The 26,376-nt window shown below is 39.0% G+C and carries 24 protein-coding genes; 12 read left to right on the top strand and 12 right to left on the bottom strand.

Features of this window, described 5'->3' with window-relative positions; translation table 11 throughout:
- Nucleotides 1–46 precede the first annotated feature (46 nt).
- On the top strand, nt 47–520 hold the full coding sequence (gene greA / locus ACYVFA_RS25670) for a transcription elongation factor GreA (protein WP_460474723.1): 474 nt from the start codon (nt 47–49) through the stop codon (nt 518–520).
- A 98-nt stretch (nt 521–618) separates the two neighbouring features.
- Here greA and ACYVFA_RS25675 read toward each other — a convergent pair whose 3' ends face one another.
- Nucleotides 619–1,875: an MFS transporter gene (locus ACYVFA_RS25675; RefSeq protein WP_460474724.1), complete on the bottom strand. Its 1,257-nt coding sequence runs from the start codon at nt 1,873–1,875 to the stop codon at nt 619–621.
- A 230-nt stretch (nt 1,876–2,105) separates the two neighbouring features.
- On the opposite strand from ACYVFA_RS25675, the gene ACYVFA_RS25680 reads away from it, so the two are divergent.
- Nucleotides 2,106–3,749, top strand: a complete 1,644-nt coding sequence (locus ACYVFA_RS25680) for a M1 family metallopeptidase (protein ID WP_460474725.1) — start codon at nt 2,106–2,108, stop codon at nt 3,747–3,749.
- On the opposite strand, the gene porZ is transcribed toward ACYVFA_RS25680, so the two are convergent.
- The 4 genes from porZ to ACYVFA_RS25700 form a co-directional block, all read right to left on the bottom strand.
- Nucleotides 3,750–5,456 carry a type IX secretion system anionic LPS delivery protein PorZ gene (porZ, locus tag ACYVFA_RS25685; RefSeq protein ID WP_460474726.1) on the bottom strand — a complete coding sequence of 569 codons (1,707 nt, stop codon included), beginning with the start codon at nt 5,454–5,456 and terminating at the stop codon, nt 3,750–3,752.
- Between the two features lie 46 nt (nt 5,457–5,502).
- On the bottom strand, nt 5,503–6,645 hold the full coding sequence (locus ACYVFA_RS25690; RefSeq protein ID WP_460474727.1) for a hypothetical protein: 1,143 nt from the start codon (nt 6,643–6,645) through the stop codon (nt 5,503–5,505).
- Between the two features lie 129 nt (nt 6,646–6,774).
- Nucleotides 6,775–9,309 carry a heme lyase CcmF/NrfE family subunit gene (gene ccsA, locus ACYVFA_RS25695; RefSeq protein WP_460474728.1) on the bottom strand — a complete coding sequence of 845 codons (2,535 nt, stop codon included), beginning with the start codon at nt 9,307–9,309 and terminating at the stop codon, nt 6,775–6,777.
- An 80-nt stretch (nt 9,310–9,389) separates the two neighbouring features.
- Nucleotides 9,390–9,827, bottom strand: coding sequence for a hypothetical protein (locus ACYVFA_RS25700; RefSeq protein WP_460474729.1), 438 nt, complete (start codon nt 9,825–9,827; stop codon nt 9,390–9,392).
- A 111-nt stretch (nt 9,828–9,938) separates the two neighbouring features.
- Between ACYVFA_RS25700 and ACYVFA_RS25705 the strand changes: the two genes are divergently transcribed.
- From ACYVFA_RS25705 to hemB, 6 genes are all read left to right on the top strand, one after another.
- A complete protein-coding gene (locus ACYVFA_RS25705) occupies nt 9,939–10,673 on the top strand; it encodes a hypothetical protein (RefSeq protein ID WP_460474730.1) in 735 nt (244 codons plus the stop codon).
- A gap of 88 nt (nt 10,674–10,761) precedes the next feature.
- The gene (gene purD, locus ACYVFA_RS25710; protein ID WP_460474731.1) at nt 10,762–12,060 is read left to right on the top strand and encodes a phosphoribosylamine--glycine ligase; all 1,299 of its coding nucleotides are present in this window, start codon (nt 10,762–10,764) and stop codon (nt 12,058–12,060) included.
- 268 nt (nt 12,061–12,328) lie between these two features.
- Nucleotides 12,329–14,230, top strand: a complete 1,902-nt coding sequence (gene ricT / locus ACYVFA_RS25715; RefSeq protein ID WP_460474732.1) for a regulatory iron-sulfur-containing complex subunit RicT — start codon at nt 12,329–12,331, stop codon at nt 14,228–14,230.
- Nucleotides 14,231–14,254: 24 nt separating this feature from the next.
- Nucleotides 14,255–14,734, top strand: a complete 480-nt coding sequence (locus ACYVFA_RS25720) for a gliding motility lipoprotein GldH (RefSeq protein ID WP_460474733.1) — start codon at nt 14,255–14,257, stop codon at nt 14,732–14,734.
- 43 nt (nt 14,735–14,777) lie between these two features.
- On the top strand, nt 14,778–15,407 hold the full coding sequence (locus tag ACYVFA_RS25725; RefSeq protein WP_460474734.1) for an LON peptidase substrate-binding domain-containing protein: 630 nt from the start codon (nt 14,778–14,780) through the stop codon (nt 15,405–15,407).
- A gap of 24 nt (nt 15,408–15,431) precedes the next feature.
- The gene (gene hemB, locus ACYVFA_RS25730; protein ID WP_460474735.1) at nt 15,432–16,403 is read left to right on the top strand and encodes a porphobilinogen synthase; all 972 of its coding nucleotides are present in this window, start codon (nt 15,432–15,434) and stop codon (nt 16,401–16,403) included.
- Nucleotides 16,404–16,458: 55 nt separating this feature from the next.
- On the opposite strand, the gene ACYVFA_RS25735 is transcribed toward hemB, so the two are convergent.
- Nucleotides 16,459–16,953 (bottom strand): dihydrofolate reductase, encoded by a 495-nt coding sequence (locus tag ACYVFA_RS25735; protein ID WP_460474736.1) that lies wholly within the window; start codon nt 16,951–16,953, stop codon nt 16,459–16,461.
- A 136-nt stretch (nt 16,954–17,089) separates the two neighbouring features.
- Here ACYVFA_RS25735 and ACYVFA_RS25740 point away from each other — a divergent pair, with 136 nt between their 5' ends.
- Entirely contained in the window at nt 17,090–17,797 is a 708-nt protein-coding gene (locus tag ACYVFA_RS25740) for a 2-phosphosulfolactate phosphatase (protein ID WP_460474737.1), read from the top strand.
- A gap of 80 nt (nt 17,798–17,877) precedes the next feature.
- Complete coding sequence (locus ACYVFA_RS25745) at nt 17,878–18,885, top strand: dipeptide epimerase (protein WP_460474738.1); 1,008 nt, start codon at nt 17,878–17,880, stop codon at nt 18,883–18,885.
- A 6-nt stretch (nt 18,886–18,891) separates the two neighbouring features.
- Here ACYVFA_RS25745 and ACYVFA_RS25750 read toward each other — a convergent pair whose 3' ends face one another.
- The 5 genes from ACYVFA_RS25750 to ACYVFA_RS25770 all read right to left on the bottom strand — a co-directional run bounded on the left by ACYVFA_RS25750 (nt 18,892) and on the right by ACYVFA_RS25770 (nt 22,716).
- Nucleotides 18,892–19,839, bottom strand: a complete 948-nt coding sequence (locus tag ACYVFA_RS25750) for a hypothetical protein (protein ID WP_460474739.1) — start codon at nt 19,837–19,839, stop codon at nt 18,892–18,894.
- Nucleotides 19,840–19,901: 62 nt separating this feature from the next.
- Entirely contained in the window at nt 19,902–20,924 is a 1,023-nt protein-coding gene (locus tag ACYVFA_RS25755; RefSeq protein ID WP_460474740.1) for a DUF6807 domain-containing protein, read from the bottom strand.
- A gap of 111 nt (nt 20,925–21,035) precedes the next feature.
- Nucleotides 21,036–21,527 (bottom strand): DUF6691 family protein, encoded by a 492-nt coding sequence (locus ACYVFA_RS25760; protein ID WP_460474741.1) that lies wholly within the window; start codon nt 21,525–21,527, stop codon nt 21,036–21,038.
- A 10-nt stretch (nt 21,528–21,537) separates the two neighbouring features.
- Nucleotides 21,538–22,092: a YeeE/YedE family protein gene (locus tag ACYVFA_RS25765; RefSeq protein ID WP_460474742.1), complete on the bottom strand. Its 555-nt coding sequence runs from the start codon at nt 22,090–22,092 to the stop codon at nt 21,538–21,540.
- A gap of 114 nt (nt 22,093–22,206) precedes the next feature.
- Entirely contained in the window at nt 22,207–22,716 is a 510-nt protein-coding gene (locus ACYVFA_RS25770) for an HNH endonuclease (RefSeq protein WP_460474743.1), read from the bottom strand.
- Between the two features lie 209 nt (nt 22,717–22,925).
- Between ACYVFA_RS25770 and ACYVFA_RS25775 the strand changes: the two genes are divergently transcribed.
- Nucleotides 22,926–23,468, top strand: coding sequence for a YqgE/AlgH family protein (locus ACYVFA_RS25775; protein ID WP_460474744.1), 543 nt, complete (start codon nt 22,926–22,928; stop codon nt 23,466–23,468).
- Here ACYVFA_RS25775 and ACYVFA_RS25780 read toward each other — a convergent pair.
- Nucleotides 23,446–25,116, bottom strand: a complete 1,671-nt coding sequence (locus ACYVFA_RS25780) for an N-acyl-D-amino-acid deacylase family protein (RefSeq protein WP_460474745.1) — start codon at nt 25,114–25,116, stop codon at nt 23,446–23,448. The genes ACYVFA_RS25775 and ACYVFA_RS25780 overlap by 23 nt on opposite strands.
- A 146-nt stretch (nt 25,117–25,262) precedes the next feature.
- On the opposite strand from ACYVFA_RS25780, the gene ACYVFA_RS25785 reads away from it, so the two are divergent.
- Complete coding sequence (locus ACYVFA_RS25785; RefSeq protein ID WP_460474746.1) at nt 25,263–26,336, top strand: transglutaminase domain-containing protein; 1,074 nt, start codon at nt 25,263–25,265, stop codon at nt 26,334–26,336.
- Nucleotides 26,337–26,376 lie beyond the last annotated feature (40 nt).

The following is a 26,376-nucleotide window of genomic DNA, read 5'->3' on the forward strand; positions in this document are numbered from 1 at the left end:
TTTGTCCACCCCTCACAGAAAAGGGGTTTTTAAATTTATAAGAGATATGTCAAAACTTCAGTATTACACGGAAGAAGGTTATAATAACCTTAAAAATAAATTACAAGACTTAAAAGGCAAAGGCAGAGCAGATATAGCCCGCCAGATTGCAGAAGCTCGTGACAAAGGCGATTTATCAGAAAACGCTGAATATGACGCCGCTAAAGACGCCCAAGGCTTGATGGAAATGGAAATTTCTAAATTAGAAGAATTAGTAGCCAATGCCCGTATTCTGGATGAATCAACGATTGATACATCGAAGGTGTCTTTATTATCGAAAGTAAAGATAAAAAGCAAGAAAAACGGTGCGATGATGGTCTACACCTTGGTTTCGGAAGAAGAAGCTGATTTGAAACAAGGTAAAATATCTGTCAATTCTCCTTTTGGAAAAGGTTTATTTGGCAAAAAAGTAGGCGAAACAGCTCAGATACAAGCCCCTGCCGGAATGGTAGAAGTGGAAGTATTAGAAATAAGCAGATAAAATAGCTGAATTGCACACAACAATTGAAGATTCTATACTGACATCTCAAGCATATGTAAATAAAGCTCATTCATTCTGAATGGGCTTTATTTATAATATCAGTTCTTCAAAGCACTCTCAAGCTTCACAGAAAATAACTCTTTCGAACGAACGAACAGGGTTCCCGCCACTACCAAAGTCATTACGCCTCCAAAAATAACCGTCGGAATCGCTCCAATTAATTTTGTCATTACACCCGATTCAAATGCCCCCAATTCATTAGAACAACTGACAAAGATTCCACTCACCGAGTTTACCCTGCCCCGCATATCATCTGGTGGCAATACCTGTAAAATCGTCTGGCGTATCACCACACTTACACTATCAAAGGCTCCTGTAAAGAATAAGGCAATAACTGATAGCCATAAACTGGTAGAAAAAGCAAAAACCAGCGTAGCTAAGCCAAAACCTGTTACAGCAATCAGCATATTGCGCCATGCCTGTCGGGTAGGTGGGAAATATGCAGTACCTAGCATAGTTAGTACAGCCCCTAAACCCGGTGCTGCCCGCATGATTCCTAAGCCCTCTGCTCCTACTTTCAGAATATCTTTGGCAAAAACAGGCAAAATAGCCACTACCCCACCAAACAATACCGAAAACATATCTAGTAGAATGGCATAAAACAGAATTTTATTACCTGTCACAAACCTGATTCCCTCTTTTAAACTATTAAAGACATTCACCTGCTTTTCGATATTCTGAATACCTTTCTTTGAAATCAACGAAACAAAAACAAATGCCGCTATAAAAAATACAATTACCAGAATAAGGGTATTGGTCAGCCCCAACCAACTGTATAAAAAACCTGCTGAGGCAGGCCCCAGAATAGACCCTATCTGCCAGAACTGGCTACCCCATGAGGCCGAATTAGAATAATGTTCTGCCGACACCAGAAATGGCTTTAGTGACGACCATGCCGGCCCATAAAAACCTCTGGCTATCCCAAGAAAGAAAACCGTGAGATATATAAAATATTTCTGCTGCATCAGGCTGAAACCATGCTCGGTTGAAGGGTGCGTTACCCAAAGCAGAAGCAATGAACACATCAGGATGATTCCATAACAGATTTGAATGATTGTTCTTTTCTCTTTACGGTCGGCAAAGTAACCACCGAATAATGCCAAAGAAATATAAGGAATGGCTTCGAAAAGACCAATTAAACCTAAAGAAAGAGGGTCGTGCGTGATTTCGTAAAGATAATAACTGATTACTACTTCCTGCACCAAAATAGCTATGGTAAATAAGAACTGCGCCGTAACAAAATATCTGAACTCAGGATACCGGAGGGCGGCATAAGGATCTTTGGTTTGTTTCATGTTTGATTAATTTTGAGAAACTAAGGCCGTTTCTCCCGGCATACTCGTAGAATAAAATCCTCTTTCTTAAATTAGTACAATTTTTACATAAAAACAGTTTTCGAAATTCAGATTTATTTACCGCTTTTAATCGTGAATTAATTGAGAATCACAATTTTTGAAATTGTTTGGCGGTTTTCTTCAAAATAAAGAATTTGCGCTAAATTTGCTCACCAAAATCATCATAAACTATGAAAATGCTAAAAGCATCATTACTCTTTATCAACATCCTGCTGTTTTTTGCTGCTTATGGCCAAGTAAAAACACCAGAATTCAGCCGTGACGATACCTTACGTGGAAGCATCACTCCTGAAAGAAGCTGGTGGGATTTGAAATACTATGAGCTCCGTACAAAAGTTAATCCTCCTGAAAAATTTCTCTCAGGTAGCACTACTGTATTTTATGAAGTACTGAAACCTTATCAGGTGATTCAGATAGATTTACAACCGCCGTTGAAAGTAGATAAAGTAACTCAGGACGGGCAGGAACTTTCTTATAAACTGGATGGCAAAAATGCCTATATGATTAACCTGAAGAAAAAACAGGAGAAAGGTAAAAACGAATCAATCGTAGTACACTATTCAGGTAATCCTATTGTAGCCAAACGTCCACCGTGGGATGGAGGTGTGCAATGGGTAAAAGATAAAGAAGGAAATGATTATGTAGCTACCTCTTGCCAGGGGCTAGGTGCCAGTGCCTGGTGGCCGTGTAAAGACCATATGTATGATGAGTGTGATAGTATGCTGATTAGCATAACCGTACCCGAAAAACTGAAAGATATTTCAAACGGACGTTTGCGCAAGGTGATTACTAATACCGATGGTACGAAGACCTTTGAGTGGTTTGTCAAAAACCCGATTAACAACTATGGTATCAATATGAATGTGGGGAATTATGAGCATTTCAATGAGATATATGACGGAGAAAAAGGCAAACTGACCCTTGACTATTATGTTTTACCAGAAAATCTGGAGAAAGCTAAAACTCAGTTCAAGCAAGTGCCGATGATGTTGAAAGCATTTGAGCATTGGTTTGGGCCGTATCCTTTCTATGAAGATGGGTATAAACTCGTTGACGTTCCGTATTTAGGTATGGAGCACCAAAGCTCGGTTACTTATGGCAATAAATACAATAATGGCTATTTAGGAAGAGATTTGTCAGGCACTGGCTGGGGCTTGAAATGGGATTTTATCATTGTGCATGAATCGGGTCATGAGTGGTTTGCCAATAATATCACTTATAAAGACATGGCTGATATGTGGATACATGAAAGCTTTACCAATTACTCTGAAAATCTGTATACTGAGTACTACTTTGGCAAAGAAGCCGGAGCAGCTTATGTGATTGGTTGCAGAAAAAACATTCAGAACAAAACTCCGATTATCGGCGTATACAATGTAAATAACAGCGGCTCGGGTGATATGTATTATAAAGGCGGCAATATGCTACACACCATGCGCCAGATTGTGAATGACGATGAGCGTTGGAGACAGGTATTGAGAGGATTGAACAAAACATTCTATCACCAAACCGTAGTGAGCAAACAAATTGAAGACTATGTATCAAAAAATAGCGGTAAGAATTTCAGCAAGGTATTCGACCAGTATTTAAGAGACATTCGTATTCCGGTATTAGAATATAAAATGGAAGACGGTAAATTCACCTATCATTGGGCCAATTGTGTTGAGGGTTTTGATATGCCTGTAAAGGTTTCTATCAATGGCGAAAAAATGGACTTCATTTATCCGACTACAGGCTGGAAAGCCTTGAAGAAAAATGCAAAAGAGGTAAAATTAGATGAGAATTTTTATGTAACACTCAAGAAAGCAGAGTAGTTATTTAACAATAGCCACTTTGCCAACAAAGGTTTCAGAGCCATCTGAAGCAATGCAAAAGACCATATAAATACCCGAAATCGTACGGCTTTCTGCGGAATTACGTAAATCCCAGGAAGCCGTACCTCCATTAGATTTTGTTTCATAAATCAATCTGCCGGAAGCATCGGTTATCTTCACCGCACTATTATCTCTCAGACCCGAAATAGTCATCACTCCCTGATAATCCGGACGGATAGGATTCGGAAATATTTTTATTCCACTTAAATCTTCTTTAGGTTCTGAGGCATCGCTTTGGTAAGAAAGTAAACCTTTGGGTGTCAGCACAAAGATTTCGCCACTAATCGCATCCATAGCCAGGTCTGTTATTTCATTGGTTGGCAAGGGGCTATTGCTTTCTGTAAAAATCTGCGTTAATTCATCTACAGCAGGTAAAAATAGATTCAGTCCATTGTTGGTGCCAATCCATTTTCTATTTCCTCCATCAACCACAATTTTCTTTACCGTTTCCTGTAGCAATATTCTCCTTCCAACACTATTATAAGGCGTATAGGCATCCACCAGTCTGGTAAAAACATCTCTTGCCGGAATCACCGCCGCAATGCCATCATTCGTACCTATCCAGATAGTACCTTCTTTATCTAATGCAATCGTATTAACTATGGTACTTGGCAGATTACCGGTATTTTTACCAATAGTATACAAACGGGTTTGTTTAGAGGCATCGTCGGTCACACGCACGCCATTAGAAACAATCTGCCAGCGAAAACCAAAATTATCTATTACATCTTTCGAGTAAGTTGGCATTTGGTTCAGAGGGATAATCTGCCATTTATTATTTTCAAATACATTCCCTAGTGCCCCATTTGCATATATTTTAGATTCCAGATAAAAGAGTTCATTGATTTGCCCTTGTGGCCCATCTGGTGAATAATTTTTAAATGCCCCTTCCCAATTACTGATTAATCCGTTTCCATCATCAGCAATCCAGGCTTTGCCTTCTGTATCAGTTTCTATCTCTTTAGGATTTTTGATGAGCAGGTCTTGCGGATATTGTTTGGGCTTAAACAACTGGTTATCTATCACAGACTTCCAGTTGCCGTAAAATTGCAGATTGATATTAGCAGCAAACCTTGCACCCAAGATGCCAACGGGGGTATTCACAAAAATACTATCGCGTGCAAAAGCAATATGTGTCAGACTTACCTCACCCCCTCCACTACCAATATTCTGATAGGTTTCTTTGATTTCTGCCTTTTTGGTATCCAATACCACCAATCCGAAATCACTGGCCAGATAAGCAATGTCACCTTGAAACTCAATAGCATTGATGCGTTTGCTGGTTTGTATAGTGCCTGTATTTTTAATAAAGTCAATGTTATGAATATCACCCGGTAATCCATCAGAATCAATATCTGCTAAATCCAGATTACCATTCTCATAGGCAATTAATAGTATTTTCAGGCTTGAACTATAGCGAATCTGTGCGATATTGTTTTCTGATAATCCATCTGCTTTTGAGAGTTTAAAAGCATTTTTATTGGTCTTATCAAAGTAGAAAAAGCCATTATCCGAAAAAGCATATATTTTTTTCTCTACTATCTCCACGCCTTTCAGGTTGACATAGCTATTATGTGTCCGCCAGGTTTTGGTTGGGATTTGTGCAAATGCCTGAAAAGCGAAGAAACAGAGAAGAATTCTAAGCATTGGTTAATTCATAAAGTTTTTGAGGTTGAGCCACGGAGACCGGGTGTCACATCAGGAAATACCCCACACCTCTGGTTTTTGTAGCCAAAGGATGTAAAAAGCATAATAGAGCCACAATAGCTAATAAAATTCTGAGTTGTCGGTCAGTCAGCTTGGTGCGTACAATCATGAACCCCAGAAAAATCATCGGAAATACAAAAGAACCACTTCTGGTAGAGTCATAGGTGGTCATACCTAAAAAAATCATCGCTAATGTTCCACCTGCTACTGCTGTTAATTTCAGATACTCTTTATTGCTGTATAAAATAGTAAAAGCCAGCAACATCAAAAGCCAGAATCCCTCTAGAACCCAGGTAAACTTAAAGCCAAAAGAACGCCAGCTATCATCAATCATCTGCATAAACTCGCCTTCTTTATAGGTGGCAGACATACCCGCGTATTTCATCAGATAAAGACGCAAGCCTCCATAGGCAATAACGCCAGAAGCCACAGCTATCATCTGCCAGCTGGGGATAAAACTTATTTTCCGGTTATCTTTAATGGTTGGCGAAAGCCACCACCATAAAAATACCAATCCGCCTGCAACGGCCGCGCGTTCGTCACACCAGGTAGCAGCAAAAATAGAAACAAAAATAATAAGCGGATTACGGAAGTACATTCCTAAGAACAAAAAGAAAAAAGTATAAAAATCGCCATAGCCCAGGTTTTCAATAAAGAATGAACTACCGAAATAAATACAAGCCAGAGCAATCATGGCTAAAAGTGTAGCGACCTTATCGTTTAATATTTCAAACAGGAACTTCGTCAATAAAAAGTATAGTAAGATACCTAATATTAACTGCAATCCATATATAAAAATACTTACGTGTCTGATATGGAGTAATTTAACTATAACCGGCAATGTAAGCCTGAAAACACGGTTGTTTGAAGCGCCTTCTAAATAAACCTTATGTTCGGTTAAATTCTGAGCCCGGTCTCTGGTTACTTTATAAAGAAAAAACTCGTCTTTTTTAACAATTACTTCTTCGTAATACAATTTGAAATCATCAAAAGGCATGGTATTGTTAAAAAACGACAATAGCATTAGAATACCCGAAACCACTACCACGCGCCATCGCCAATTGCTTGCTTCCAGGAAAAGAGTAATTTTTGATTCAAAACGCTGGTAGATGTTTTCTAAAAAGGTCATAAATAATAAAATGCTATTGTGCAAAAGAACAATCAGGAATGTCTTTCTACTATTAAAAACAGATGCCTAAAGAAAGTATAACAATTCTCCCTTTAGACATCTTCATATTCTCTATCTATAAATCAAACATTAATCTGTAGCTCCAACAATCGCAAATCTTCTGATTGCCGAAAGCGTAATACCTGAAATGACTAGCAGAAACCCAAACCAAAGCAAATTGATATGCGGCTTTTCAAGAGCTTTCAAAACTATAAACTCTCTTTGCCCCCTACTTACCGAGAAAGAGAATCTACCGGTAGCCGGGTCAATTTTTGATAATTGCAGGCGAAGCCCCATTTCGGTATTTACTTCTGGTTTGCTCCAGATTTCATGGTTTCTGATAGCAAAAACCGGGCGCATCTTTACTTCTACATTTCTATCTAATACTCTTACAATTGCTCTGGCGGCAGCATCTCCTGCATTGAGTTTCATCCCGTCTACTTCGTTAACCCCTTCTACTTCGTCCAGAATGGCTACATAGTCGTTTATAAAAAATGTATCCTTTACTGCTACCGTAAATTCTTCCGGTGCACTCCACTCTCTGTCGTCGTCCTGGGTTACAAAGCGCACATGGGTATAAATATCTTTATTCCAGAATTTCTTAATATCCGGCGAAGCCACGTTACCCATTTTTTCGTTAATCTGAAAACGTGGATAAAGGTTAAAACTCTTGCCATTTTTATCAGTGTAAGCTACCTGATAGTACGTATTCTCAGCTTCATATTCTAGCGTATCACCACGTTTGTAGAAAGTCTTGTCACCATCCACCACATCGGCACGGGCAATACCTTTGAAATTACTACCTGGCACAGGCATAATATATTTCTTCTCAATATAGCCCGGTACGTTTCGCACATCAACAAACTGTCCTTTATAAGTAAAAGAGAAATCGCTGAATTGCGTCGGACGATTCAACCAAAGCAAGGCATTTTCTTTATTCTCTTTATCATTCCCCTGAAAAATTTCAGCACCTGAGAAATTCAAAGAAACAATCTTCTCATAGGCCGATGAAAACATAATACCTATCAACATCAATGCTACACCGATATGTGTAATAGCTCCCCCAGCCACTTTAAATTTCCCTTTCAGAATATCAGTCAGAATGCTTGCATTCGCTACAATACTAAAAGTTGCAGCAGTCAGTAAAATGATATATTGCCAGTTGTTTACTTTAGCAAAAGTAATAACCAATGCAGCAACCAGAAGAGTAATAATCAGCGGATTCAATAATTTAGAAAGGCTCTCTTTCTTCACGCGTTTCCACCAGAAGAACTGAGCGATACCTGTCAGAATCGTTATTACAACAAAAAACCACATCTGGAAACGGGTATAATGCTCTACCTGATTAGTCGGCAAAGCCATATTCAGTTTTAATCCGAACGCTTCTCCAATCTTGTTATATACCGGAATAGAGGTAGTAACAATAATCTGGAAAGCTGAAAGTGCCAACACCAAAACACCCATAAAAATCCAGAACTCACGTGAGAAAGTCGAGATTTCCTGTGCATCCTTTGGCAATTCTTTCCAACGGATAATAGATAAAACTACTGCGGCAATAATGAAAGTAAAAAGGTATAAAAGCAATTGTCCTGAAAGACCTAAGTCAGTAAATGAGTGAACAGAAGCATTCCCTAATACCCCACTTCTGGCTAAGAAAGTAGAATACAATATCAGAATGTACTGCGCAATCACCAGAATGATGGTATACTTTAAAGCTGAACTGTTCTTTCTGGCAAGCAACATCGTATGGAAACTTGCTACCAATATCACCCACGGCACATATACCGCATTTTCAACCGGATCCCAGTTCCAGTAGCCTTCAAAGTTCAACGTTTCATAAGCCCAGATTCCCCCCATCATGATACCCGTACCTAAAACTACCGCGGCTACGAGTGTCCATGGTAAAGCAGGTTTTATCCATTCCGTGAATTGTTTTCTCCACAAACCTGCCATACAAAAGGCAAATGGTACTAAAGTTAACGCAAATCCTAAAAAGGTGGTCGGCGGGTGAATTACCATCCAATAGTTTTGAAGTAGTGGATTTAAGCCATTACCATCTTTCGGAATAAAATTCGGATTGGTTTTCCAGACAGGAATATCCGGCATCGACTCTCTCAAAGTCAGAAATGGAGAGCTACCCACTTTGAAATCTCCAAAAATCACCACTCCTAAAATCATGGAAGCCAGGAACGTCTGTACCAATGTAAAAATGGTAAGGGTTGGAGCTTCAAGCGTTTTATTTTTTCTTAAAGACGAGTTAATCAGTATTACCCCTACAATCACATTCCAGAACATCCAGAGCAAGAAACTTCCTTCCTGGTCTTGCCAGAAGCAGGAAACCGCATAATCCAGAGGCAAACTCCACGAAGAGTTATCCCAGGCATAATGGTATTCAAAATAATGATTAAAAATAATACTTAGCAATGAAGCACAAACCGTAATAACTGCTACGGTATGTACATAAAACGCGCGGCGGGCGAAGGTGAGCCAATCTATGGCCGCCTCTTTCAATACCTGAGTAGTTGGACGACTGGCTTGCCAGTAGGCATACGTAGAAACTAAGGCAGCAACAAACGCGACAATAATGGACAAATGCCCTATATTTCCTAAATATGGTCTTAACATAAAATATTTGATAAACTTGAATTGGTCATTGAAACTGGTGTAAGGTATAGTCCAAAAATGGCCAAAACCTCTACATTACATCAATTAAACCAGGCACTCCATGGAATACGACTTAAAATCAACACTAAAGCTAAGCCAAAGAAAATGGCCGTTTGCTTGAATTTCTTTCCATTACCCACCGCACGTTTCACACGGGCATTGCCGATAGTTACCAGAATAACGGCAATTAAATTAATAGTAGGGTGTTCAACAGCATACTGACGCAAAGTACTATCTTTCATCGTAGCTTTCATATCAGCAAAGGCAGCTTGTGTAATAGGTGAAATAAACAATAAAATAATCCCTAACAGAAACATGGTATGCGTAGCTATCAGAGCAAATTTATTGATTTTTAAGTGCTTTTCTTCAAAAGCCTTCTGACTACTTGATCCCATAATCCCGTTAAGGGTAGCAAAAGCTAACAGAAATAAAGTGAGATATGCCAGATATGAGTGAATCGGTTGGATAATTTGATACATATAATTTAAGTCGTTAGATTAAAAAATTTTGCCAAAATTACGTCACAATCTTTTAATAACATAAATGTTTTGTTGCGAACTTTCAGTTCATTATCAGATGTTAACAGAATAATGAAATTTCTGAAACCCATACTCGTCATTGTTTTCCTTTGTTTTTTGCTTTTTATCTCGGTTTTTCCGCAGGTATTGCGTTGCTCTTTCGTGAAATATGACGATTTCATTTCCCTAAAGCCCAATGTATACGCAGCCACTACCTCTACCTTAAAACAGCAGGATTCACTAAAAAAGTATATTAAAATTGCTAAAAAACGGGTAGAAGATTTCTGGGGCACTCAGAAAGGCAATGCCACTGTTATCTTTTGTGATAATTTGGAGGAGTATCAGAAATATTGCCAAACATCCGAGGGAGCAGGTTGTACCATCGGTACGCCAGTTGGTTCATGGATTGTCTTGAATAAAGATGGCCTGAATGCCGATGTAATTGCCCACGAGATGTCGCACAACGAATTGATGACCCGCCTTGGCTGGTGGAAAACCAGAACAAAAATCCCGACCTGGTTTGATGAAGGCGTAGCACTGATGCTCGATTACCGTTTTGTGGATACTCAGGATAGTGTGAAACGCTTTAAAGCGTATAGAGACGAATTATTTTTTTTCGCAAAAAAATCCCCTTCACTAGACGAGTTGAAAACAGAAAAGGCGTTTTTCGGTCAAGGCGAATTGTATACCAAAATAGCCTATTACACAGCCGCTTCCGTTGTTTCCAGAAAAATTGCGTATGGTGGCAAGCAATCCATTCTTGAGACTATCCAGCGTGTAAAACAAGAAAATGTCTTCGAATTTTAGCCGATGGGCTTACCATTTTTGGCTACATTTTTTTCTTTTCCAAAAAACTTCCGACCTTTGCCCCTTTGAAACTCAAAATTTAGCATACATGAATATTTTGATTATTGGCTCTGGTGGTCGTGAGCACGCATTTGCCTGGAAGATTTCTCAATCCAAAAACCTTACGCAATTATTTGTTGCACCGGGTAATGCAGGCACTGCACAAGTTGCTACCAACCTACCAATTGCCGTAAGTGATTTCACAGGAATTGCTCAGGCGGTAAAAGAGCACAATATCGAAATGGTGATTGTAGGGCCGGAAGACCCACTCGTAAAAGGCATTGTCGATTTCTTCAAAAAAGATAAAAGCCTTAAGAAAATCAAAATTGTCGGCCCCGATGCTACGGGCGCTCAACTGGAAGGCAGCAAAGACTTCTCAAAAGCCTTTATGCAAAAATATGGTATACCAGCGGCCGTATCTAAGACTTTTACAAAAGATACCCTTGCTGATGGCCTGGCTTATCTGGAAACACAATCGCTTCCTATCGTATTAAAAGCTGATGGATTAGCCGCCGGAAAAGGCGTAATTATTGCAGAGACATTGGAAGAAGCTAAACAAAGCCTGCACGAAATGCTGGCCGAAGCTAAATTCGGCGATGCCAGTAGCAAAGTATTAGTTGAGCAGTACCTGAGCGGCATTGAGCTATCTGTATTCGTTTTGTCTGATGGCAAGAATTATAAAATTCTACCGGAAGCAAAAGATTACAAGCGCATTGGCGAAGGAGATAAAGGGCTCAATACAGGTGGTATGGGTGCTGTTTCTCCTGTGCCGTTTGCTACTGATGCCTTCTTGCAAAAAGTAGAAGAACGCGTAGTGAAACCTACTTTAGCAGGCTTACAAGCCGAGGGAATCAAATATGTAGGTTTTATTTTCGTTGGACTAATGAATGTTGATGGCGAACCTTATGTGATTGAGTACAATGCACGTATGGGCGATCCTGAAACGGAAGTAGTTTTGCCGAGAATCAAAACCGATATGGTAAAACTCATGAAAGCAACAGCTGATGGGAAGCTGGATAAAATTAAACTATCGATAAATCCGAAGGCCGCTATTGCAACAGTTGTAGTAGCAGCAGGCTACCCTGAAGATTATCGTAAGGGAGATTTAATGCTGATTCCTAAACCAGAAAAAGACACCATTATCTTTCATGCCGGCACAAAACTGGCTGGTGATAAATTAGTAGTAACCAATGGTGGACGGGTGATTGTATCTGTAGCAATGGCTCGCACCTTAAATTCTGCCCGTCAGAAATCACAACGATTGGCAAAAAATATTATATTTGACGGCAGATATTACAGAAAAGATATAGGCAAAGACCTTCTAAAGTATTTGAAGGATAAAGAGTAAGCTATTTCGGGACTTATTTAGATATATATTTGAATTTTGATGAGACAAAATCATACCTCAAAAATAACAGAAATACCATTGAATGAGTTAAAGAAATAAATTACTCCAACCTTTTTTGCCTGTACCTCTTATAATTACAATGATATTGTAAATGATGATTTGTTTCGATAAGTCGATTTAATTAATCACTAAATCGCTCAATCACTAAATCACTCAATATCATTTTTTCTTAACTAACTATATATATAAACACCACAATTAAGAGGATATGGGCTGTGGACAATGTTCATCAGGTGGCTGCGGAGCAGTAAAAGCCTTAGATAGAACCGAAAAATCGAATCATAAAACTGTGGCAGGCTGCTCATCGGGCGGCTGTTCGACAGGTGGATGCAATAAAATGAACGCGTACGATTGGCTTTCGAACATGGAAGTGCCAATGAGTATGCGTTATAATATGGTAGAAGTAAAGTTTAAAGGCGGTAGAAAAGAGTATTTCAGAAATACCAACGGCCTTGAACTTTATACAGGAGACTTCGTGGTCTGCGAAATGCAGACGGGCTTCCATGTGGGAAGTGTCTCTTTGCAGGGCGAGTTAGTTCGTTTGCAGATGATAAAAAAGGGTATTCAGGATGACGATAATATCAGAAAAATCCTGCGTGTCACTCAGGAGAAAGACCTTGAAAAACATCAGCAAGCCATTGCCCGCGACCTACCTACCATGTATCGGGTACGTGAAATTTCAAAGGAATTAAAGCTGCAGATGAAAGTATCTGACGTAGAATTTCAGTCAGATAATACCAAAGCTACTTTCTATTATTCAGCCGACGATAGAGTCGATTTCCGCGAATTGATTAAATTACTGGCAGCCGAATTCAAGATTCGGGTAGAAATGAAGCAAATCAGTCTTCGTCAGGAAGCTGCTCGTGTGGGTGGAATTGGTTCTTGCGGCAGAGAATTATGCTGCTCTACCTGGCTGACCGATTTTAAAGCAATTCCTACTTCTGCGGCTCGTTACCAGAATCTTTCGTTGAATCCTGCTAAACTTTCAGGTCAGTGCGGACGCTTAAAATGCTGTCTTAACTATGAATTAGAGACTTATCTGGATGCGTTAAGTGATATTCCGACTGTAGAAAAACCATTAAAAACTGAGAAAGGAATTGCGGTTTTACAGAAAACTGACATTTTCCGCCGTATCATGTGGTTCAGCTACAACAATGATATTAACTGGCATTCGTTACCTATTCATAAGGTGGTAGAAATCATGAAAATGAATGAAAAAGGAGTTGTTCCTGCTTCACTCGATGATTTAAATCTACTTGATCCTACTATTGCCGATAAAAATTCGCCAAGAAATTCTGATTTGGATCGTCTGGATAAAAAATATACAGATAAGGGCAAAAAACCTCAGCAATCGTTCAATAAAGAGCAAAAATCTGAGGCCAAAAACCAGAATAACAATCCGAAACCTGCTAATCCGGCTCAGAATAATCAGAGCCCTAACCAGAAGCAGGCAAATCAGGGGCAGAATAAAAATAATCAGGGAGGAAATCAGCAACAGGCAAAACAAGGTGGAAATCCAAACCAGGGCGGAAATCCTCGGGGTGGAGATCAGAATAAGCAGAATAACCCGAACAATCAGGTTAAACCTCAGCCCAATAACCAGGGAGGCAACCAACCCAAGCAACAAAACAATCAGGGCGGTAATCCCCGTGGTGTAGACCAGAATAATCAAAAAGGAAACCAGCCAAATCAGGGAGGAAATCAACCTAAGCAGCCAAATAACCCGAATAACCAAAAAGGGAATCAGCCAAATCAGGGAGGAAACCAACCGAAGCAACCAAATAATCAGGGAGGAAATCTCCGAGGTGGAGACCCAAATAACCAAGGGAATAACAATCCTAACAAACAGCAGAACCCGAATAACCAAAAGGGGAATCAGCCGAATCAGGGAGGAAACCAACCGAAACAACCAAATAATCAGGGAGGGAATCCGCGTGGTGGAGACCAGAACAAGCAGCAGAACCCGAATAGCCCAAAGGGAAATCAGGGCAATAATAACCCAAACAAACAACAAAATAATCAGGGAGGGAATAAACCGCAGCAAGGAAATCAGCCAAAAAATAACCCTCAGGCCAACAATAAAAACAATGACCCCAATCAGCCCGGCTGATTGGTTTGAAAATATATTTGCTTAATGAAAAACCTTATTATAGGCTTCGTACTTTGTGTGAGTGTTCTCGCTTGCGACAGCAATGCGATTTATAAGTCTTTTATTGACTTTAAAGATACAAACTGGTACATCAAAGAGGTTCCGTCTTTTACCTTCGAGGTAAAAGACGAAACCATCCCTTACGATATTTATTTGCTGGTCAGAAACGCCTCTCAATATCCTTATAATAACCTCTATGTAACCCGATATATTTACGGGCCGGATAATAAGCAGATTGAGAAGCGTCTTGAACAGGTAATTTTGTTTGAGCCTAAAACCGGAAAACCTTTGGGCAAGGGTCTGGGCGATATTTATGATAGTAAAGTATTGTCGAGCCGTGCGTATAAGTTTCCGAAGAAAGGAAAGTATACCATCAAGCTTCAACAGTATATGCGTCAGGATCCGCTGCCTTTCATTATGTCGATTGGCTTAAGTGTTGAAAAACATTTGCCACCAAAACAATAATGCCCGAATCTGGGTTATTCTCATAAACCAAAATTGGGCTTCTATGAGTTTCTTACCTCTTTTTCCACTGAACCTTGTAGTCTTTCCACATGAAGATTTAAATCTCCATATCTTTGAGCCTCGTTATAAAGAATTGATTAATGAGTGTCTTGATAATCAGACCACTTTTGGCATTCCTACTTTTGTAAATAATAAACTGGCCGGCTATGGAACTGAGGTACATATCACACAGTTATCTAAACGATATGGAGATGGCCGGATGGATATTAAAACCAAAGGCCTGAGAATTTTCAGAATCACTGATTTTCAGAATCCGGTAGAAGAAAAACTCTATGCAGGTGGCGAGGTAGAATTTATTGATAACGACGATTTGAATGAGGCTGTAAATCCATTTTTATTGAGCCTGGTCGATAGACTTTATGTATTGCTGAAAATAAAAGTAGATTACAACAAACCCGATTATCAGCCCTTCAGTTATCGCATAGCTCATAAGATCGGCCTTTCAGTCAATGAAGAGTATGAATTATTGACTATGGCTTCCGAAATCCAACGCCAGAAAACATTGATTGCCCATCTGGAAAGAATCTTGCCTATTGTTTCAGAAGTAGAACGAACCAAAGACCGTATCGCTATGAATGGGCATTTTAAGGAATTTGATGCCTTGAATTTTTAACCACGACAAAACACTACATAAAATATGCTTATTCACCGCCCACGAAGAAACCGTAAAAGCGCTGCCATCAGAGATTTAGTGCAGGAAACTACGCTTTCGGTCAACGACTTTATCTTTCCGATGTTTGTGATGGAAGGCACAAACATCAAAAGCGAAATTAAATCAATGCCTAATATCTATCGTTTCTCGTTAGATACGCTTCTGGAAGAATTGAAAGAAGTGACTGATTTAGGCATTAAATCTATCTGCTTATTCCCGAATTATCCTGAAACAAAAAAGGATAAATATGCTACCGAAAGCTATAAATCGGGTACACTTTACCTGAAAGCCTTAAGCGAAATCAAAAATAAATTTCCTGATCTGGCTTTGATGACAGATATAGCTTTAGACCCTTATAGCAGTGATGGACATGATGGGATTGTAGAAAACGGGAAGATTCTGAACGATGAAACCTTAGATGTATTAGGCAAAATGGCCTTGGCACAAGCACGTGCCGGAGCAGATATTCTGGGGCCATCAGATATGATGGATGGACGTGTAGGCTATATCCGTGAGTTATTGGATGATGAAGGCTTTAGCGAAATAAGCATTATGTCTTATTCGGCTAAATACGCTAGTGCATTCTACGGCCCTTTCCGTGATGCATTGGATTCTGCCCCTAAGTTTGGTGATAAGAAAACCTATCAGATGAATCCTGCCAATGTAAAAGAAGCCTTGATTGAAGGACAATTGGATATGGAAGAAGGCGCTGACTTCCTGATGGTAAAACCGGCATTCTCTTATCTGGATGTAATCAAAACCTTATCAGATAATTTCCCATTGCCGATAGCTGCCTACAATGTTTCAGGTGAATATGCCATGATTAAAGCGGCCTCTCAAAACGGCTGGATTGATGGACAAAAAGCAATGTATGAATTGCTATTGAGTATTAAGCGAGCAGGAGCTAATATTATATTGAGTTATTTTGCCAAGGAATTTGCGCAATTGAAGGCGTAGAAATTTATATTCATTCCAGTAGGGGTTCAAAATTTTGAACCCCTACATAGAAAAACTACCTCCTCACCAACTCCACAATATCAAAATCATGGTCGTTTTTCTCATTTTTCTGATATGATTTCCGAGATACCTCTTTCCAATCGTCTTCATTCAATTTCGGAAAAAACGTATCCCCATCTATATCTACCTTCACTTCCGTCAGAATAATTTTATCTGTAATGGACAAAGATTGTTCATAGATATTTCCCCCACCGATAATAAAGATTTCATCTTCCCCTTTTACCTCTTTTGCTATCTCAATAGCTCTTTCGATTGAATTTGCTGTTACCACCGATTCATCATCTGACACCTTGCCATGTCTTGTAATCACGATATTGGTTCGGTTAGGCAAAGGCTTACCAATTGACTCAAATGTTTTTCTGCCCATGATTACTGCATGGCCACTTGTAAGGGCTTTAAACTGCTTCAAATCATCCGAAAGTCTCCATAGTAATCGGTTGTCTTTTCCTATCGCGCCATTTTCGGCTACTGCTACTATTATCGTAATCATTATTCTGTTTTTTGTGCCGCAATTTAGCGTTTTTAATAGGCTTTTACAGCATTTTTTGGCATCTTTGCCAAAATTTAGTCTCAAAGCTTATTCAGATAACTCAATAGTCGTCTGAATTTTTTTTCTCAATTATTGAATGAAAAATATTGACGTTTGCCTCACACCCGATTTATTACATCTTCATAGTATCGACAATTCAATCGTAATCATAGCAGATATTTTCCGTGCTACTTCGTGTATGATAACCGGCTTCGCTTATGGCGTAAAAAGCATTATTCCGGTTGAAACGGTAGAAGAATGTAAGAAATTGCAGGAGATGGGCTATATTGCTGCTGCTGAAAGAAATGCAAAAAAAGTAGAGGGCTTTGATTTAGACAATTCGCCATTCAGCTATATGAGCGAAAGGCTGATTGGTGAAAAAATCGCTATGACTACCACCAATGGCACCTATTCAATTACCAAAGCAAAAGCATCGGCGGTAAAAGTTTTAGCAGGCGCATTCTTAAACCTGAATGCCGTGGTTAAATACTTGAAAACGCAGCCTTATGATGTATTGGTCTTGTGTGCAGGCTGGAAAGGCCGTGTAAATATTGAAGACACGCTATATGCAGGAGCGTTAATCGCAGCGCTGGAAGATGAATATTTTGTACCAGAAGATAGTGCTATTATGTCATTACGTTTGTATCAACAGGCAAAAGACGATTTAATTGGTTACTTGGCTAATTCATCGCATATCCGTCGTTTGCAAAATTTAGGCATCCATAAAGACATCGCCTATTGCTTACAAAAAGACCTATACGACGTAGTACCTATTTTAAGAGGCAACGAATTAGTAAATTTGTAGATATAATCATTTGAGTGAATTTAAGATTAATCACTAATTCGCTAAATCACTCAATCACTCATTTATTCTATCCTTCATCAATGAAACTAAAATTTCATATCCTTAAGCTGCAAATGCGGCACACTTTTACCATCGCACACGGTTCGCGTGATGATATTGATGCGTTTATTGTAGAGCTACAAGATGGCGAATTCAGCGGTTATGGTGAAGCCACACCTATCCCCTACTATGGTGTCACAGCCGAGGGCATGAGAGATAAACTGGCCGAATACCAATCTATCATTGAAAACTACGACCTGCAAAATCCGGAAGATTTCTGGGCTTTGATGTACCCTCATCTGAAAGATAATCCTTTTGCGCATTGTGCCCTAGACATGGCTGCATGGGATTTATGGGGCAAGAAACTGGGTCAACCATTATATAAATTATGGGGACTTTCAATCGATAAAGTTCCTTATTCTAATTATACCATCGGGATTGATACCATCGAAAAAATGGTGTCGAAAATGCAGGAATTTGATTTTCCAATCTATAAAATCAAATTAGGCACCGACCATGATGTGGAAATCGTCAAAGAACTGCGTAAACATACCAATGCGCTTTTCAGAGTAGATGCCAATTGTGCATGGGGCGTAGAGGAAACCATTAAAAATTCCATTGAATTCAGCAAATTGAATGTAGAATTCATTGAACAACCTATGGAGAAAGGCGCTTATGCCGCAATGGAAGAAGTGATGAAACATTCGGTATTACCTTTGATAGCCGATGAAAGTTGTATCATTGAAGAAGACGTAAAAAAATGTTTCGGAAGATTCCACGGCGTAAATGTGAAATTAGCGAAATGCGGAGGTCTTACCCCTGCCCGCAGAATGATTGCCGAAGCCAGAACTTTAGGCATGAAAGTAATGTGCGGCTGCATGACCGAAACCAGTATTGGTATCTCTGCTATCGGGCAATTGCTACCATTATTAGACTATGTAGATATGGATGGTTCTATCCTAATCTCTAACGACCCTGCAACAGGTGTGTATTTAGATAAAGGCAAGCCTATTTTTCCGAATGTAAATGGTACCGGGGCTTTGTTGTAGAATACTTTAGTAAAAATAGTGTTTAAGTTTGTGTTCTTTTTTCTTTCCGAGAGAAACACTTTTATACACTATTTTTACTATTCTTTTATCTTCATAAATGTTTTCAGTGATAAAGTCTAGTTTTGGTTCTTCTTTAACCTTTGATTTCTTTAGAGAAATTACATAATCTTCATATTTTACTTCCAAACCTTCCGAATTGAAAAAAGCCTTTCGAATTGTTTTTTCTTTAAGTTTCTTTCTACTAAAATGTTGCTTTTCTGTGGAAGAATTTTTGCCTGAATACTGTATTGTCCAGATTTTCTTTTCAGGTTTATCAAAATAGATATTACTAAATTCTTTCAATCTACCTGTACTATCATATTTCATCTGCTTTGTAAATCTAACCTGTTCTAACGCATTTCTATACTTCTTAGTTTGAGTATTTGTGTTAAGTAGAGCGCTTGTTCCTAAATGTCTTTCTTCTATTCTTCTACCTAATGAATCATATAAATACAGTACCCTGAATCCATCATTACTTTTAACAATATTCTCTTCTAAGAAAGCTAAAGAAAACATCCTGACAGAATCTGATTTTAAATATATTCTCTCATAATTTGCCTGAGTGCATTTTCCAGAGGAGTCGTAGAGAATGTTTTGTATTGACCCTATATCCGAAGTATTGTAAAAAAATATACTGTCTCCTATTGTCTTAAACCGATATGTTATAAAATTTGATTGCTTGCCATCTTTAAATTTCACTATTAGAGCATAGTTTTCCTTTATATTACTAAAATCAGTATTATAGTCAAAAAAATAGTCACTCACCACCAAACCGTTCTGATTAAATGAGGTAGTTCGAACTAACTTATCATTTTCGTAATATTCCGTTTTTCTGATTTTTAACGAATCTGAAGCATGACTCAGAAGAGTCGGAAGTAGGAAAAAAGAAAATACAGCACAAAAGTTTGTTTTCAATAACATTTAAAATTTTATTTCGTTGCCCAAAAATAAGTTTGAGCAACGAAATATCAAATCTTTTACTTCCCAAAATCAGCCTCCAACTTATTTAAGTCAGCATCTGAAACTTCACCAGAGGTTACTACTACACGATAACGGAAAGTAGTTGATTGTTTAGGCGCTAAAGTCAGATTCAAAGTCTCTTTACCATTAGAGAACACTTTTTGTCCTAACGGATTCACCGAGAAAAGACCATAACCACGTGAATGCCAGTAAGCGGGATACCCGGGGTTTTTAGGATGGTCTATAATGGCTACCGAGATTTTCTCATTACCGATTTGTCCTCTCAGGTTTATCCATTCTGAGCGTTTTGACCATGTATCTTCGCCTTCAATCCCTTCTTTGTTGCGGTAAGAACCCACAATACCTTTATTGTCTAAAACAGGCACTTTTGTGGCTACTCCACTGGCATCAGTAAATACTTCCGGTTTGTTAGATGGGTGCTCCAATTCTCTGGCAACGCGAATGGCAAAAAAGCCATCTTTTACATCTTTGAATACTACTTCTTTATCAGCGGCAGTCAAAGTAGTAGTTCTATCAATGATACGTTGGTTTTCTGTTCCCTGAAATGTATAAGTAGTTGCTTCAGTCAGCATCAATTTACCTTCTTTATCCAACCAGTCTGCTGTTACAACCAAAGAGCCTTTTTTACCTGATTTTACAGATTTAATACCGGTATGTACAATCGTTCCGTAAGTACCTTTTGCACTTGGTGGAGTAAGTGAGTTATTCCAGAAATCATGTCCGTTTACATCCTCATAGTTCATCCAGATACCTACGTGGTGAGGGTGGTCAACTCTTTCGCCCGGACGAGGGTCTAATGGCCATCCACGGGTGATAACAGTTCCTTTAGAGGTATAAACAGGATACAAAACTGCTTTTTTAAGCACGTCTGGTCCCGGGTAGAAGTATGAAGTAAATGGTTTTCCATCTACCAATACGTTTACTTTTTTATTGGCATCGTCTCTGACTAACTTTACTTCTTTAGTTTGCGCGAAAAGTATCACAGGACTTAATAATAATAACAGAACTAATTTTTTCATGAGTTTACAGGATTGAAAAATGAATAAGCAAAGTAACACATCATTTTATTATGTCTCTACCGATATATTAGCTTTTTATTATATTTTTTTGACTTTAAGTAAGACCGAATATCAATGAGGCAACTTCTCCCTAATTAATCCATAAAACCACGTCCCAGCCAATGCACTCAATAAAATAATAATAAACACCGTAACGCCTGTGCCTATCTGTGCATAGATTGGTCCTGGGCAAGCGCCTGTTAGCGCCCAACCGAAGCCAAAGAGTAAACCACCGAAAATCTGTCCTTTGCTGAAAGGTTTTGCTTCTAGTTTAATAGGCTCACCGCTTATACTTTTCACCTTGAATCGTTTGATGATTTGCACAGAAATCATTCCTACCACTACGGCTGTACCAATCACTCCATACATATGAAATGATTCCAGGCGAAACATCTCCTGAATACGAAACCAGGAAATAACTTCGGCTTTTACCAGAACAATCCCAAAACCTATACCTAAAATCAGGTATTTCAATAAGCTACCCAAAGTTCTTTTTTCAGGAGCTGCATCAGATAAATTCTGGGTTTCAAAATCTAATGTATCTATGTCTTTTATCTCTTTCATGACTCAAAAATTATAAATAAGGAATAACTAACCAGGTAACCAGAAAACCACCTACCATAAAACAGATAGTGGCAATGAGTGAGGGCAATTGAAGATTGGATAAACCCATGATAGAATGCCCCGAAGTACAGCCTCCGGCATAACGTGTACCAAAGCCAACCAGAAAGCCCCCTACTACCATAAAAACGAATCCACGAAGGGTAAAGAGGTTCTCCCAACTGAATAGGTCAGTAGGTACTAAGGCACTGAATTCATGAATACCGATAGATTGCAGATAAGTTCTGGTGCTATCGGCTATTTTGATGGGTTCCGGGTTGCTTAGTAAGTGTGCACCTATCCAGCCGCCTATGATAACTCCTAGGACAAAAACCAGATTCCAACTTTCTTTTTTCCAGTCGTATTTAAAATAAGAAATTTTAGCGGGCAAAATAGCTGCACAAATGTGCCGCATAGAAGAAGAGATTCCAAAGGCTTTATTGCCTAAAATCAACAGAAGAGGGACGAAAAGTCCTATAATGACACCGGCTACAGACCAATGCCAAGGTTGTTTGAGAAGATCGAGCATGTTATCAAGCATTAATTTACAAACTTATGAAATAATCTACTAAACTTATAGACTTTTCAACATAAGTTTAAGCAAATAAATTCCTTGCCTGCTCTATGTTCTGTACCCAATCCTTTAACTTCTCTCCTTTATACCCAAAAACGGCACCCAGTTCTCTTCAATAGAGCCTGCGAAATCGCGGAGGAACATAATAAAAGATGGTTTGTAAGGTTTTCGCGTGAGAGAGAGGTTTGCTTCTTCGGGGGAGAGGTCGCCTTTTTTGGAGTTGCAGCGGCGACAAGCAGTTACTAAATTATCCCAGTTTGTTTTGCCACCCTTAGATTTTGGTGTGAGGTGGTCGAGGGTGAGGTCTTCGTGGCTTCCGCAATATACACATTTGTTCCCGTCCCGCCTAAATACATTCTGCCTACTGAGCATAACACCCTTGAAGGGTAAACTTACATAGCGATGGAGACGTATTACTGAGGGGAGAGGATAAGTGGTGTCTATTGTTCGGAGATAGCCTTTCTGGGAGTCTGATACCAACTCGGCCTTGTCGAGATACACCAAAGAAAAAGCTTTCGGAACGGTACAAATACTTAATGCACTATAATCGGCATTTAAAACTAAAACTTTCCTGCCCATACAACATTTAAGATTAGCGGTTTACATATTTGCAAGGCAATATAGTTGGAAAATTTTAAATTTCCAACAGAAGTTTTTTAAGAAATTGTTTTTTCATTATTTTGAAAACCTCTATTTTGTAGGGCGATTATAAAAGGCTGAAAACATCGTTGATAAAAAGTGAGTTAATGAAGAAACCGGTAATTGTTCATTAAAAATATTCGGAAAATATGTCAGTGGGAAGAGGGAAATTATTAATTGCTGAACCTTTTTTAGGTGACCCTAATTTTGAGCGGAGTGTAGTGCTTTTATGTGAAGATAATTCACAAGGTTCGTTTGGTCTGGTTTTGAATCAGACAACTAATCTGCATTTGGATGATGTAATGGAAAATGTATATGGCGAGTTACCTTTATACATTGGCGGACCTGTTGAACAGAATACGCTACATTTCATCCACCGGTTTGGTGATATTGAAGGTGCAGTTAATATAGGCAATGGCATTTACTGGTCAGGCGATTTTGAGAATATCAAAACCCTGATAAATATTGGAAAGATTACCGAAAAAGATATTCGCCTGTTTATCGGCTATTCTGGCTGGTCGGCAGGGCAACTGGATGATGAAATGAAACGAAATTCGTGGATAGTTTCAGAAACCGACGCACATTTCATTTTTGATACACCTGCCAACCAGTTCTGGCGTGAGATATTAAAAAGTATGGGTGGCGAATACAAGGTACTTTCCAACTACCCTACTGACCCGCGCCTGAACTAAGCTTACCTTTACCATAAATAATTTCTCCTGGTTTTTTACCTGTATGCTTTCCATTTTCAAGCACTACTGTTCCATTGACTAATACATAATCAATGCCTTCTGAATAGGCATGAGGTTTTTCGTAAGTAGCCATATCTGTAATTTTGTTTTCATCAAAAATTACAATATCAGCAGCATATCCGGTTCTGATTAAACCACGGTCTTCTATCTTAAATCTTTGGGCTGGTAAAGAAGTCATTCGGCGCACGGCATCTTCTAGTCTCAACACCTGCTTCTCGCGTACATATCTGCCTAAGACACGGGCATTAGATCCATAGCCACGTGGATGCGGCATATTTCTGTTAAACTGAATGACTCCCGCATCAGAGGCTATCATGGTATTCGGGTAGCGTAAGATTTTCGCCACATCGTCTTCACTCATTTTATGAAATACCATCTGTGCTCCACCCTTGTCTACCATATCCATAATTAAATCCGCTTCTGTAGCCAAATCGCTCTTTCTGCCTAAGAGTTTGTTGATTTCGCTTACATTTTTTCCATTCATTGTGGAGTCGGCTCTATAACGGGCAACAAAGGCATAATCGTAATTTTTGCGTTTATCAGCCTTTACACCTTTGATCATTTCCTCACGAATCTTCTTTCTTGTTTCAGTGTTTGTCAGGCGTACGTGCACCATCGAATCGCCATCAGCTAAAGCCCATGAAGGTAGCATCGTTCCCATATTCGTACTGCTGGCAGTATAAGGATATTGGTCAACATTTACATCTATTCCCTCCAGACGGGCTTTTTCAACAATACCAATCGTCATATCACTTTGTCCCCACAGTGGTTTGCTAGAAATTTTAAAGTGTGATATTTCAACCGGAATATGTGCTTCTCTCCCAATATTAATGGCTTCTTCTATCGCATCTCGTACCTTGACACCTTCATCACGGATATGAGAGGCATAAATACCACCGGATTTTGATGCGGCTTTGGCTAAACCAACTACCTCTGGCGTTTTAGAATAAGTGCCGGGTATATAAATTAATCCGGTTGCCAGTCCTACCGCCCCATCTTTCATGGCTTGTTCTACCAGTGCTTCCATCTTTTGTTGTTCCTGAGCCGTCGGGTCACGGAAAACATTCATCATTACCGCTCTTCTAACAGAATTATGCCCAATCAATGAACCTAAATTCACGCTTATCTGTAACTGTTTCAATTCGTCAAAAAACTTGGCCAGATTCACTTCGGATGAGCCACAATTTCCCGTAATCACACTCGTAACGCCGTCATGAATAAAATTATCAGCCGTTGATACGGTTTTGATCCCATCTTCCACATGAGTATGCACATCAATAAACCCCGGACATACAATCTGATTTCTGGCATCAATCACTTGTTTCGCTTCATTGGTTTGAAAAGAGCCTATCCCTGCTATTTTTCCACTTTTAATGGCAATATCAGAACTATACCACGGATTGCCTGAACCATCTACAATCCGGCCGTTTCTGATAATGACATCGTATTGTTGGGCGAATAGTATTGAACAGTTGGCCAAAAGGCTTAAAACCAAAAAATAGAATTTATAAGAAGATGTTTTTAGTTTAGTAGTGAAGTTCATGGTGTGCCTGATAGTTGGTTTAATTGTACTAAGATAGTGATTCACAGCTTAATTACTATCTTTTTTGTGTTTGATATTGATAAAACTTAGTCAAATCCGAGGCTCAGATAATAGAAAACCCGTTTTATCGTTTAAATGCTGATATTAACCTTTTTAGCCAGATGGCTGTATTACCCAATTAAATTTCTGAAATGAAAAAGGGAATTTACTTTCTGTTATTTTCTTGCTTGAGCTTTGCTGTTTCTGCACAAACCGTTTCGCCATCGGTGAAGCGCCTGTCTTCAAAAATAACAGATGGTATCCGAAATGATTCTTTGAAAGTACGTGCCATTTATGAATGGGTAACAGATAATATTGTCTATGATATTGATTTGTTTAGCGAGATGAATATCAAAACTGCCGAACAATATGCAGAGGCACAAAAGTCTGAAAAAGTGATACACCGTAAGAAGGCGGTCTGTATGGGTTATACCAATCTGTTTCAGGATTTATGCAATGCTTGTAATATCAAAGCTTATAGTATATCCGGTTATTGTAAAAGCCTTAATCCCAGAACCAATGTGATGGCCTTTTCGTCGGAAAAGCACTCCTGGAATGCAGTGAAAATAAATAATAGATGGTATCTATGCGACCCAACCTGGAGTGCAGGATCCATCGATATGCACACAGGCTCGTTCTTAAAAAATCTGAATGAAGAGTTTTATCTGACCGAGGGTAAAACCTTTATCAAAAGACATATTCCTTTAGACCCACTCTGGCAATTATTAGACTATCCTCTCAGTATGCAGGAATTTCGTTACGGTCATAAACCTGCCAGACGATTAAAATTCAATTATCTGGATACTTTGAAGGTATATGAAACCTTATCCACAGACCAACAAAAACTGAATGCTGATTTCAGAAGTCTGCGATTTGATAATACCAACGACGAGGCTAAATCAAGCATTGGATATTATTATTCCAAACGAGCAGAAGTAGATTCAAAAACATGGCATACACTCGTGACATCTTTTATGAATAAAAACACAAGCGATTCGTATCGAAGAGCCAAAGAAGCAAAGGATCGGGTATATAGTTTATTAGCAAGTATCGAAAATGATATGAATCAGGCGCGTTATTACTATTCACTTATTCCACCAACCTCAGAGTTAAGCCGCTTGGCACTCAATAATATGCGTAATGCTGATAATTACCTCCGTTTTATCGAACAGAATCGGGATAATCTGACTAAATATTATGAGGCGCTCAAGAAGATGAAATATTGAACCGCAAAATATTTGCGCAATCCACTGCTTTTTTACTTAC

Source organism: Emticicia fontis (assembly GCF_054779675.1).